General features: G+C 59.7%; 10 protein-coding genes and 3 pseudogenes. 4 read left to right on the forward strand and 9 right to left on the reverse strand.

The genetic code is table 11. The annotated features are described in order from the left end of the window. Window positions 1–45 precede the first annotated feature (45 nt). On the forward strand, window positions 46–1,104 hold the full coding sequence (locus tag ACD590_RS28115) for a PAS domain-containing protein (protein ID WP_113544149.1): 1,059 nt from the start codon (window positions 46–48) through the stop codon (window positions 1,102–1,104). Between the two features lie 2 nt (window positions 1,105–1,106). Here ACD590_RS28115 and ACD590_RS28120 read toward each other — a convergent pair whose 3' ends face one another. The 3 genes from ACD590_RS28120 to ACD590_RS28130 form a co-directional block, all read right to left on the reverse strand. After that, on the reverse strand, window positions 1,107–1,928 hold the full coding sequence (locus ACD590_RS28120) for a DUF1206 domain-containing protein (RefSeq protein ID WP_222286498.1): 822 nt from the start codon (window positions 1,926–1,928) through the stop codon (window positions 1,107–1,109). Window positions 1,929–2,209: 281 nt separating this feature from the next. Continuing rightward, window positions 2,210–2,716 (reverse strand): Hsp20/alpha crystallin family protein, encoded by a 507-nt coding sequence (locus ACD590_RS28125; RefSeq protein ID WP_130729846.1) that lies wholly within the window; start codon window positions 2,714–2,716, stop codon window positions 2,210–2,212. A gap of 58 nt (window positions 2,717–2,774) precedes the next feature. Next, window positions 2,775–3,260, reverse strand: coding sequence for an Hsp20 family protein (locus ACD590_RS28130; protein WP_439003883.1), 486 nt, complete (start codon window positions 3,258–3,260; stop codon window positions 2,775–2,777). A gap of 424 nt (window positions 3,261–3,684) precedes the next feature. Between ACD590_RS28130 and ACD590_RS28135 the strand changes: the two genes are divergently transcribed. Both ACD590_RS28135 and ligD read left to right on the forward strand, forming a co-directional pair. Beyond that, window positions 3,685–3,996, forward strand: coding sequence for a DUF982 domain-containing protein (locus ACD590_RS28135; RefSeq protein ID WP_112907459.1), 312 nt, complete (start codon window positions 3,685–3,687; stop codon window positions 3,994–3,996). Window positions 3,997–4,139: 143 nt separating this feature from the next. Continuing rightward, the gene (gene ligD / locus ACD590_RS28140; RefSeq protein WP_439003884.1) at window positions 4,140–6,785 is read left to right on the forward strand and encodes a DNA ligase D; all 2,646 of its coding nucleotides are present in this window, start codon (window positions 4,140–4,142) and stop codon (window positions 6,783–6,785) included. A 109-nt stretch (window positions 6,786–6,894) separates the two neighbouring features. Here the strand turns inward: ligD and ACD590_RS28145 are convergent, their stop codons facing one another. From ACD590_RS28145 to ACD590_RS28160, 4 genes and pseudogenes are all read right to left on the reverse strand, one after another. Next, on the reverse strand, window positions 6,895–8,100 hold the full coding sequence (locus ACD590_RS28145) for an MFS transporter (RefSeq protein WP_210068669.1): 1,206 nt from the start codon (window positions 8,098–8,100) through the stop codon (window positions 6,895–6,897). A 302-nt stretch (window positions 8,101–8,402) separates the two neighbouring features. After that, window positions 8,403–9,011, reverse strand: coding sequence for a J domain-containing protein (locus ACD590_RS28150; protein WP_018245189.1), 609 nt, complete (start codon window positions 9,009–9,011; stop codon window positions 8,403–8,405). 385 nt (window positions 9,012–9,396) lie between these two features. Further along, a pseudogene (locus tag ACD590_RS28155) lies at window positions 9,397–9,599 on the reverse strand (IS66 family transposase zinc-finger binding domain-containing protein); the annotation flags it as partial. A gap of 110 nt (window positions 9,600–9,709) precedes the next feature. Continuing rightward, on the reverse strand, window positions 9,710–10,894 hold the full coding sequence (locus ACD590_RS28160) for an MFS transporter (RefSeq protein WP_131599302.1): 1,185 nt from the start codon (window positions 10,892–10,894) through the stop codon (window positions 9,710–9,712). A gap of 166 nt (window positions 10,895–11,060) precedes the next feature. Here ACD590_RS28160 and ACD590_RS28165 point away from each other — a divergent pair. Beyond that, window positions 11,061–11,170, forward strand: a pseudogene (locus ACD590_RS28165) (DUF4105 domain-containing protein); the annotation flags it as partial. A 123-nt stretch (window positions 11,171–11,293) separates the two neighbouring features. Here ACD590_RS28165 and ACD590_RS28170 read toward each other — a convergent pair. Both ACD590_RS28170 and ACD590_RS28175 read right to left on the reverse strand, forming a co-directional pair. Continuing rightward, window positions 11,294–11,706: pseudogene (locus tag ACD590_RS28170) on the reverse strand (IS6 family transposase); the annotation flags it as partial. Window positions 11,707–11,837: 131 nt separating this feature from the next. Next, a complete protein-coding gene (locus ACD590_RS28175; RefSeq protein ID WP_165504662.1) occupies window positions 11,838–11,975 on the reverse strand; it encodes a hypothetical protein in 138 nt (45 codons plus the stop codon). Window positions 11,976–12,002 lie beyond the last annotated feature (27 nt).

Raw genomic sequence — 12,002 nt, forward strand, 5'->3', positions numbered from 1 at the left:
TACGCGAGCCACGTTATCAAGCGACGTCTTAGTGAGCGTGGAAGCATGACAGGCCATTCGAGAGAACAACTCCACGGGGATTTGCCTTCCGCATCTTCAAAAGCAGCTTCCGCCGATCGGAAGGAGTTGGCAGCGATCGCATTTGAACGCACCCGGATGCCGATGGTCGTCACCGATGGGCGAAAGCCGGATCTTCCGATCGTGCTCGCAAACAAGGCATTCCTCGAACTGACAGGTTATGCGGCGCCTGAAGTGCTGGGGCGCAACTGTCGTTTCCTGCAGGGTCCCGCGACGTCTCCGATTGCCGTCGCCGAAATTCGAGCGGCTATCGCCGGCGAGCGTGAGGTCAGCGTCGAGATCCTCAATTATAAGAAGAGCGGTGAGCAGTTCTGGAACCGCTTGCATCTGAGTCCCGTCCATGGGGATGACGGAAGGATCCTCTATTTCTTTGGCTCTCAAATCGACATGACGGAGTACCGGCGGATCGAGGCACTGGAGGCCTCCGAGCATCGCCTGCTGATGGAAGTCGACCACCGATCCAACAACGTCCTGGCGATCGTCGACAGCATCGTCCGCCTGAGCAACGCCGATGACCCGGCCCTTTATGCCGCCGCTATTCAGCATCGGGTGCAGGCGCTCGCCCGTGCCCATACCTTGCTTGCTGAACGAAGATGGACAAGCATTTCTGTTGAGGAGCTTATTCGTCAACAGGTGACGCCGTTCGCGGCCACCCGCGCTTTTTTTGCCGGGCCGGATATCAGAATGGATGGGCCGGTCGTCCAGCCCCTTGCGCTCGTGTTCCATGAACTCGCTGTCAACGCAGCCCAGCACGGTGCGCTCGCCGCTGCGCGAGGCAGACTTTCAATCAGTTGGAAGCCCAAACCGTCCGGAGCAGGCTTTAATATCCGGTGGCAGGAGGTGGGCTCGCGCCCTCTGCCTACATTCGCCAAACGAGGTTTTGGCACGGTGATTGTCGGCGCAATGGTCGAAAGGCAGCTTAAAGGGCGAATTGAGAAAACTTGGTCGGAGGATGGGCTGCTTATAGACATTGAGATCCCATCGGCAGGCTCGACCTATGACGGCACCTTGGCACCGGAACACTGATGTCAAGAACCTGCCATCGGGATCGAACGCTTAGCGTCCGCCAACGATGGGCTCCGAACGATGCGGTACCGTGCCTCGACAAGATTATAGAGTCCGAAAGCCGCCAATCCAACGGCGACCGCGACATACAGAAAGGATCCTAGCGGAAGCTGGCGCAGCCATTCCAGGGCGTCGCCCATGCTACCGGCTTGCCCAGGATCCACCCTGAAACCTGCATAGGCGAAAAGTACTCCGGTAGCCGCAAACACCACGCCGCGGGCGACAAGGCCATAGATGCATACCAACGTCACGATACCCTTGTGATCAGGTATCTGAAGGTGGCGCTCGAACTTCCTGGTGATGCCCTTCACGGCCGTCACGACGCCGCCGATGATGAAGCCGGCGCCGACCGCGATCGCAAAGTAGGATCCAAACGGCTGCGACATGATCCATCCTGCCAGATCCTTCTCACCAGAAGCTTCGCTACCTCCTACCAGGAAAAAGGCGTTCCCGAGCGCATATGCGGCAAGCCCGAGATAGGTGATGGCGCTGCCAAAGAGCGCGGATCGGATCGCCAATGCCTTTCCGTTCCTACCATGGCCGTCGCTGTCTGCCAGGGACTGCGCTAACCTCCAGGCAACAAATCCCAGAAGGCCGAGCCCGATCAATCCGACCCATACGCGACCGAGCGGCTGCCCAAGGAGTGCTGAAAGCGCGGATTTCGTTTCGGGCCGGCCACCGGCCACGCCGGAGAAGAGAGCAAGCCCGGCCACAAGGAGAAAGACAACGCCGCGCGCCGCATAGCCGCCTTTGGCGAGCACATCAAATCGATTTCCCTTGGTCATCAGCGCTCCCGTCGGTTTCAGCGCGCCATATTCAACGCGCCAACTCGCTGAAAGTTTGCTGGAGACCGGCAACGATGCATCCACAGAACGGCGGGGCCATATCCTGGTGACGGAACGCCACAGGTGGGCTGGTTGTTGTCGGCGACCATTTGAATGCGACAATACCGAAGCGTTGCCATCATGTGGCAACCTCGCTGCCAATACAGCGAGATTGGCAGCAGGGCCTGACAATCGCATGCCACTGCTGCCAAACAACGCGTCACCCCAAACACATCTCTCTTTTAGCTATTGATCGTGATGCGCTTAGCAGTCGATTGTTCCGACCCCGAGCGCGGCAGAGTGATAGTCAAAACGCCATTCCTGAAGGAGGCCGAAATTTTGTCTTCCTCTACCTCGCTGTTTAAGGAAAGACGGCGTTCGAAGCGGCCATAGAACCGCTCGGAGAACTGCCGGTCTTTGTCGTCGCTTTCGGCAAGCTTTTCACCCCGGATGGTCAAGACGCCGTTGTCGAGCAAGACTTCAACGTCTTTCTCGTCCATGCCAGGAATTTCAGCGGTGACGCGGATTTCCTTCTCGGTTTCCGAGACTTCGATCTTCGGCCAGGAGCTTTCAAACATGAAGCCAGAACCGCTGGCCGGGAACCGATGCTCGAAGCCACGGAAGACATCGTCAAACAGCCTGTTCATCTCGCGATGAAGCGCCAAGAACGGATTATGATCTCTGCCTGCATAGTCGGTCGGAACCGGACTCTTGCCGCGGCCCCGCGAAATTAGATCACGAACACTCATCTGTACCTCCATGTCTGGCCGCGCCGGCAAGTCCGGCGCCGGCCGTCATCTGGTTCGATTATGCAACCTGCTTTCCGCCTTCGATCTGAAGCGGTGCAGTCTGCTTTTCAACCTGCTGGGCTTCGCTGGCGCCGATGGGAATGCGCCGCGGCTTCATCTCTTCGGGGATCTCCAGTTTCAACTCGACCGACAGAAGACCGTTTTTCAGGCTTGCCCCAGACACCTTGACATGGTCGGCGAGCTCGAAGCGCCGCTCGAACGACCGGCCCGCGATGCCGTGATGCAGATATTGCGCGTCCTCCTTATCGGCTCTCTCACCAGCAATAATGAGCACGTTTCGCTCATGCGTGATCGAAAGATCCTCCTCGCCGAAACCCGCGACAGCAATGACGATGCGGTAGTCGTCATCGCCCGCCTTGACAATATTGTAAGGCGGCCAGGTGTCGACAGCTTGAACCCGCTGCGCATTGTTAAGGAGGTTGAAAACGCGGTCAAAGCCGATGCTGGACCGGTAAAGGGGGGCGAAGTCGAATTCGTTTCTCATAGCCATATCCTCCGTAAAGCAACATGGAATGAAGACGCATTGGAAACTTGCGTCTCCACCAATTCAGCCCCGTTAGTGGCGGCTGACGAAACTGATTTGGTTGCGGAGTTTTCAGGGTTCAAGAGCACCCCAGACAAAAATTGGCACTCTGGACACTAGAGTGCTAAAATTGGGTGTACCATTGATGAGCTGCCGTTTTCTGAACGGCATTTTCTAAGGCCGATTGTTGAAAAGGCGCTCTCATAGTCACGCCAACAGGCGCGCCGTTCTTGACCGTGTGACGGCCTTAGACGTTTGGCGCGAGGCGCAATGGTGAACGGCCCGTTGATCACCAAGGGGATTTGTCTGACGGGCCTTGAACGATCGGCTACCCCCCACAATATCATTTTCATCAGGACCATTGGTGGCATGAAAGGAGGAAAAGATGCCGCTGAACGATGTTCTATGGACCCAGCCGGTGAGAATCCGGCTGCAGTGCGGTTTGGAGCGCACCTTCGCAGGCGCATACGACGCCTTGGATTTTCTCGAGAACGAATGGCCGCTGCGTCATGGTGAGCGCCATCAACGCGCAGTGAAAACGTGTCGTGGCCTCCTCAACGGCAGCATTCCCAGCATCGTCGCGCGAGAGGCCTTCGTGGCGGCCTGCCTCGAAGCGGGCATGCCATCCGTTCTGGCCCCGTGGAAGAGAAAGCCGACCACGCATCCGGCTCGGCCAGCGCGTCTCGTTGCCAATTAACGGAGAATCGATGACCTCGCCTCCGATGAGGCGAGGTCTAGCATAAGCGCCGCTTTTCCCGTTATTTGGCTGGACGAACGCCGTGATGGAACTTCCGAGTGCCAGCCGGCATTTCGCTGTCGGGACTGCTTTCGGGAACGACCATGGCCAGTGATAAACTGTCGACTTATCGATCGAAGCGCGACTTTCAAAAAACGGCCGAACCGAGCGGCGAAAAGCGCCTCGCGCGCAGCAACCGTCGTCGTTTCGTCATCCAGAAGCACGACGCGACCCGACTGCATTACGATTTGCGCCTCGAACTCGACGGCGTCTTCAAGTCTTGGGCTGTCACCAAAGGCCCGTCCCTCGATCCGCACGACAAGCGGCTGGCCGTCGAAGTGGAAGATCACCCGCTGGACTACGGTGATTTCGAAGGCACCATTCCGAAAGGCCAGTATGGCGGCGGCACTGTCATGCTCTGGGATCGCGGTTATTGGGAGCCGGAAGGAAAGAAGAGCCCGGAGCAGGCGCTGGCGAAAGGCGATTTCAAATTCACGCTGGAAGGCAAACGCCTGCATGGCAGCTTCGTGCTGGTGCGCATGCGCAACGACCGCGACCGTGGCAGCCGGACAAACTGGCTGCTGATCAAGCACCACGACGAATTCTCGGTCGAGGAAAACGGCGCGGCCACACTTGAGGAAAATCAGACATCAGTTGCCTCTGGCCGTACCATGGAAATGATTGCCGCCGGCAAGGGACGAAAGCCCAAGCCCTTCATGGTCGAGGGCGGCGACGTTCAAGCCGATGCCGTCTGGGACAGCAATCACGGACTGGCTGCCGAAGAGCGAAAAGAAGACACTGGAGCTGGTCGGAAGTCGAAAACGGCCACAAAGGTTGATCTACCGGATTTCATTGCGCCACAGCTCTGCCAGACCCTGGAGCGTCCGCCCGCCGGCACCGGCTGGATTCACGAGATCAAGTTCGACGGCTACCGTATCCAGATGCGCGTGCTGGACGGGGAGGCGACGCTGAAGACCAGGAAAGGGCTCGACTGGACGACCAAATATCCCGAGATCGCCGAGGCGGCATCGACACTGCCCGATGCGATTATCGACGGCGAGATCTGCGCCCTCGACGACAATGGCGTTCCTGATTTCGCGGCCCTGCAGGCGGCCCTTTCGGAAGGCAAGACCGGCGAACTCGTCTATTTCGCATTCGACCTTCTCTATGAGGGTGGCGAGGACGTGCGATCTCTACCGCTCGTCGAGCGCAAGGCGCGGCTTCAAAGCCTTCTGTCCGACGCCGGCAGCGATCCGCGCATCCGTTTCGTCGAGCATTTCGAAACGGGCGGTGATGCAGTTCTCCGGTCTGCCTGCAAGCTCTCACTGGAAGGCATCGTCTCGAAAGAGGCCGATGCACCCTATCAATCCGGGCGCACCGAAAGCTGGGCGAAGTCGAAATGCCGTGCCGGCCACGAGGTGGTGATCGGCGCCTATGCCAAGACCAACGGGAAATTCCGATCCCTGCTGGTCGGCGTCTATCACGGCGACCACTTCGTCTATGTCGGCCGCGTCGGCACGGGATATGGCGTAAAGAAAGTGGAAACGCTGCTTCCGAAGTTGAAAGCGCTCGAGACGGCGAAATCGCCCTTCACCGGCATCGGCGCGCCGAAGAAGGAGGCCGAGGTCACGTGGCTGAAGCCCGAGCTCGTGGCGGAAATCGAATTCGCAGGCTGGACGGCCGACGGTATTGTCCGGCAGGCGGCCTTCAAAGGGCTGCGCACGGACAAGCCGGCCAAGGAGGTCAAGGCCGAACGGCCGGCGAAACCCGCGCAGACAGACGTGCCACAGCCGGTGGCGGAGACGAAGGCCATGCCGGTCCGGCGAAAGGGCGCCAAGGCTGAGGTCATGGGCGTGACGATTTCCAACGCGGACAAGCCGCTATGGCCGGATGCCAATGATGGCAAACCCGTCACCAAGGAGGAACTGGCCCGTTACTACGAAATGGTCGGATCCTGGCTGATCGAGCACATCAAGGGACGGCCATGTTCCATCATCCGGACGCCCGACGGCATCGGTGGCGAGCAGTTTTTCCAGCGCCATGCGATGCCCGGCACCTCCAACCTGCTTGAACTGGTGAAGGTCTTCGGCGACAAAAAGCCTTATTTGCAGATCGACCGCGTCGAAGGCCTTGCTGCTGTCGCGCAGATCGGTGGCGTCGAGCTGCATCCCTGGAATTGTGAACCGCAACAGCCTGAGGTACCGGGCCGGCTCGTCTTCGACCTTGATCCAGGTCCGGACGTGCCATTCTCCGCGGTCGTTTCGGCAGCTCGGGAAATGCGGGACCGTCTCGACGAGTTGGGCCTGGTCAGTTTTTGCAAGACCACTGGCGGCAAGGGTCTGCACGTTGTCACTCCGCTTGCGGCCAACAGGCGCAAGCCGCTTTCGTGGGCGCAAGCGAAGGGTTTTGCCCACGATGTGTGCCAGCAGATGGCACGAGACAATCCCGAGCTCTATCTGATCAAGATGACCAAGAGCCTTAGGGATGGCCGGATCTTCCTCGATTATCTGCGCAATGACCGGATGGCGACGGCAGTGGCACCTTTGTCGCCCCGTGCCCGGCCGGGTGCCACCGTCTCGATGCCGTTGACATGGACACAGGTCAAATCGGATCTCGACCCGAAGCGCTTCACCATCCGCACCGTCCCGACCATCCTCTCGAAATCATCGGCCTGGGACGATTACTGCGATGGCCGGCGGCCACTGGAACAAGCGATCAAGCACCTCGGCAAGGGGCGAGTTGCCGTATGATCTCGCCGCTCTTCGAAAAGGCCTGACCGGCAAAAATCAGGCGGCGATTGCTGCGAGGATGCTAACATATAATAGCCCTTGCGCCAGGCAAAGGCAGCATCGGCAGATGCTACTCGGCCTGCACACTCTGGTCCTTCGGCAGCAAAATCGTCATCGCCGCCGCGACGGCGGCCGTAACTGCAACGGCGAGATAGATGCCGCTGAAACTCTGGGTCGATGTCTTGATCACGGCGCCAAAGAAGTTCCCTGTGGTGCCGCCGATGCCTTGGAACACGGTGCAGATGCCTAAGACAGTCACCGCGACGCGGGGTGTGGCGCGATGTGAGACGTAGGCCGGCAGCAGGCCATAGATCGGATAAAAACCCAGCGAAAAGAAGATGCCTGACAGGAGCGAGAGTTCCATGGAGGGATCGAGGACTACGAGGGCGCCGGCGGCGAGGAAGCTTGAGTAACAAGCGAGCATGGCATGGCGCGCTCCGAGGCGCGACGATATTGTGCCAATGGCGAAGCCTGCGCTGATCCCCACCGCGCCGATCGTTGCCCAGAGCCATGAGGCAAAGCCGACGGAATAGCCGAGTTCCTCGCGCAGGAACGGCGAGAGATAGGTGAGATAGGGATATGGCATCAGGCCGTTGATGAAGCCGAGCGCGAAGATCAGCGCCACCCATGGCATGATGGAGCGCAGGCTTGCTGAACCGCCGGCAGTTGGCGCGCGCGTTTCGTGACTTGTCCCGCTGTCGAAGAGGCCGGCCCGCCCGAAGAGAATGTGGGTGACAATGGCCAGTGTGATCGTGGCCGCGCCCGTGAGGTACCAGACCATCTGCCAGTGACCGCTTCCGGCATATGCGGCAACGAGTGCGCTGTTGATGAGGACGCCAAAGGCCGGGGCGCTGGAGATCAGGCTCATGGCAAAGCCGCGTTGTTCTGCTCTCACCACTCGCGAGGCGAGATTAATCATCGGCACGAAGGTCGATGCACCCGTCGCGCCGGCGACCATCAGCAGCCCGGCAACAACATAGAGATTGTCGATGATGGGGATGCCCGACAGGCAAAGCCCGCAGAGCGACACGGACGCCACCACCGTCCGCGCTGCACCGATGCGATGGACGAGCCAGGTACCGAGCACGGCAAATGCCACCGTGGAAAACTGGACTAGGCCGGTGACAGTGCCGACGAACGCATAGTCGAAGGCGAGATCTTTCCGCATGTCGGGGATGATCTGGGGAAACAGGCTGAGGCCGAAGCCGTAACACGTGCCGACGCAGGCGATCATGATGGCGACGAGAACGTTACTCGGGATTCGCACGCTAGTCATGATGATCGGCCTTTGTTGGCAACCGCGTTCCCCCCGCTCGACACGATGATCATCTAGCATGGGCAGCCGGTGGACTGTCGGGCCTGCGACGCCTGGTGCCGATATTGCTGCGCTTCGGGTGCCCCGGCATCGTGCGCGCCAATAGTCTTGCGCGCGCCCGGGCATGGTCGTGACCGCGTCTGGTACAAGGCGGCCATCCAGCCTGGCTTGCAAATCGCAGAGGCTAATGTTCGAGCGGCCATCAAGGCGGTCGCAACATGCTTCGGCAGGCCCTCCCATCTGGCCGCGACGAGACCTCCCGCCTAGCAGAACCCGTTCAACTTGAGGATCTTATGGGCGTCGATTGCCGCCCGGAGTTCATCTTCGGAGTTTCGATCTCCTCGGTTAGCATCTGGATGGTGCATCTTCAGCATCTGCTTGTAGCGTCGTCTAATCTCCTCAGACGTCGCGTCCTGCGAAAGGCCGAGCGTTTCGAAGGCTTTTGCTTCCAATACCTTGAGCTTACGTCGCTGAAGATCAGCTTTCGTTGTTTGATGTTGAGCAGCAATCTTGCGTGCGTTAAGGGTTTTTGCCGTACCGGAGCGAACGGTCGAAGGAAGCGGCATCTCTGTCGCCTGATCAACGCGGGTCCCCCACGTCTTACGGCTGCCGTTTGCTGCTTCCCTCTGATAGCGGGCGGTCACTGGATCAGACAGATTGCTCGCGAAATTATATCCCTTATTGTATTCCCTCGCATGTTGCGCGCAGAACACCAGGTACAATCCCTCCGCATCTCGCCCGACGGGCGCACGATTGGTGCCGCCGCTTTCGCAACCGTCCCACTGGCATTTCGACTGGTAAGGCTCGCGGAGCGGAGCCGATTTTTTGCTCGTTGGCCTCAGGCCGACGAAAATCTTCGAATCAAATGTCATCGCGCGTTATATGGCGGTCTTCATCGAGCCGGCAAGCAAACCATCCACGAGATTTCAGAAAGATGACGATGGAGGCGCGCCGATAGTCGGGACAGGTGGTTCCTGCTCCGGCTCTTTACTCCTTGCCCGTCACCGGCGCTCAGTTGCCTCGCGCACTCCATCCTCGTCCCAACCCCCTCAATGTCTGAAGCGCGATGAGCGTCTCGATTTTCGCCTTTTCCAATAGCTGCGAAGTCTCATTGAGGTGGCGCCTAGCAGCTCGAGACATGACGAGGTTCGGAGCGCGATCCACATCTTCACGGTGGTAGCTGGGCGATGCCCACACAGGTCATTTGGCAGCACCTTGCTAATCAAGAGCTTGAGATCGATGACTTGGCTGCCCCTTGATCTGGGCTCGCCGATAGAGCGGGTCGGCGTGCTTGGACACTAGGACATGTGCGATGGTCGTCTCCGTTGGCAATCCAGCCTGGATCAATCGTGCTGGAGCCTGAGCCTGAACAATACCATCGATCCAGACACGGCAGGCGTATAGGGGCGACGGGTGACGATCACGCGGAACTGCGCCGGGATGACATCCAGCCGCTCGGACGGACATCAAACGTATACACGTCAAGGGAGCACCGAGCACGCCGCTACGGCGTGCTCGCCTATGCTTTTCGCTGAACCAATCGAGCCGCCGAAACCGGCAGCTCGATCCGTCACCCGTTGACCCTCCGAACGCTCGCAACGCTGACGTCGCCGGCAGCCCGGCGCGTAGCAAGCACCTTGACCGAAAAGAGCGCGTAGATGATCAACGGAAGGCAGACGAGATAGGATGTCCTGATGCCCGCATGTTCGGCAATGAAACCGAGCAGCGGCGGCGCCAGGAAGAAGACGACGAAGGTCATCTGGCCAAGGGCGGCGACGTTGAGATGGGCCGCGCGATCTGTGCGCTGGGCCGCCGCCGAGACGGCGAGAGGATAGACCGCGCTGCAGCCTGCGCCCATCAGGGCAAAGCCCGTCAGCGCGACATAGGCATGCGGCGCGCCCCAGACGGCGCAGATGCCGATCGCCGAAAGAACAAGCAGCATCGTGGCGACGGCCCGCGCGCCAAACCGATCGACAAGTGGATCGACGAACAGGCGCGCCAGCGCCATGCAAAAGGTAAAGAGTGTCAATCCCAGTCCGCCGATGAAGGGCTCGGCTGAAAACACGTCGCGCATGTAGATCGCCGACCAGTCGATCCCGGCACCTTCGACGAGAAAGGCCGCGATGCCGATTACGCAGAGCGGCATGAGGCCCCAGGTGGGAAGCGCTACCAGCGGCACCTTGCCTTCGTTCAACGCGATCCGCGCCGGCGCATTGCGCATGCCGGAAATCGCCCACATGCCGAGCACAAGCACCGCGGCAAAGGTCATGGCGAGATGGAGCTGCATCGAAATACCGGCTTGGCGGACCACCGAAGAGACAAGCGCCGTGACGAAGAAGCCGAGGCTCCAGAAACCATGCGCCCTGTTCATCACGCCGCGTCCCAGTTGCGCTTCAATGCGGTCGATCTCGACGTTGAGATTGATCTCCAGCGCCCCGGCAAGCAGCCCCTCGACGAAGAGCACACAGAACACGACCGGCGCCGCACCGATCCACGGCACCAGCGACAGCAACGCAGACGTGCCGAGAACGGTAATGAATGCCGTCGTCCGCGCGCCGAGCCGGGCGATCAAGGGCGAAGACAATGTCAACGAAATCAAGGCGCCGATCGCAGCCCCTATCAACGTCAACCCAAGCTCTGACTTGTCGACGCCAAGCGCCACCTGCAAATCCGGCATCCTCGACAGCAGCGCCCCAAGTGATACGGCGAAGAGAAAAAAGCAGACATAGATCCGCTGCTGCGGCGCGATTTTCATGATGCAACTCCGGGTATCGACGCTCGAAGCCGAACGCGCGCTTTTGGATTTGTGATGTCTATCTCACAGGGCCAAAGATCGAAACTTGTTTCTCAGGGAACGCCTCGGAGAAGGTGATTAGAGACCGGCGCGATTTGCCTAGCCGCGGTGAGGTCCGCGTGCCGTTGTGATCGGTCTCCGCTCCAATTTTGCGGTGAGGACGTCCAGATCTACCGCCTGAGGGCTTCGCCGGCGGCTGAGAGGCTTGTTCTGCGCGAGTACGTCTCCGACGCAAACGGCCCTCGCGGCCACAGGGTTGAAAGTGATTGATCCCTGGTCCCGATAGCGACTGTGTGTTCGCGTTGGTTCAAGGGGAGGAACATCGACGCTAAGTGCGTTGCTTACTTCGTAAGGTCATAGGGCCGCCCCGTAGGAGCGCAATTTGTTGGTGATCATACGCTTTGGCAGCATGCCCTGCTTCTTCAGGCGTCGCGCCAGCAGGCGCTTGGCCGCCTTGGTGTTGCGGCGCGACTGCACGATCTCATCGAGCACATATCCATCCTGATCAAACGCTCTCCACAGCATTTCTGGCCATTGACGCGCACCACGACTTCATCGAGATGCCAGACATCGTCTTCAGTCGACGCCTTATGGCGTGTGCGGCGCCCATAATGGCCGTTCTTTCGGCACCATCGGCGAATGGTCTCATACGAAACGACGATCCCGCAATCGAGCATCATTTCCTCGACATCGCGCAGGCTCAGATTGAAGCGGAAGTAGAGCCAAACAGCGCGGGCCACGATTCCGATCGGCCCCTCGCCTGAGGGCGGGATGACCGACCTTGATCTTGAATGACTGGTAGCCGACCGGCCGCCGCGGGCGAAAACAGTGCGTAGAATGCCTCGTCGCTAAGATGAAAGTCCAGACCACTGGCACAGGCGCGGACCCCGGTCACGGCGGCTTCCTAGCAGCTAATGCCGACTGCCTCGCGCGATGACATCGCCGATATCGCCCGGTCATTGGCGCGGCCGGCCAGCAAGCGATCTGCGCTGCGGTTCATCGGCGATGTGAGCGACGTGATGCCGACTCGCTGATCTGCCACTTCCGCCTCCGTCAAAACCTCCTACTA

Origin of the sequence: Rhizobium sp. 862_C5_N1_2 (assembly GCF_051811205.1) — a bacterium.
Taxonomy (GTDB): Bacteria; Pseudomonadota; Alphaproteobacteria; order Rhizobiales; family Rhizobiaceae; genus Rhizobium; species Rhizobium leguminosarum.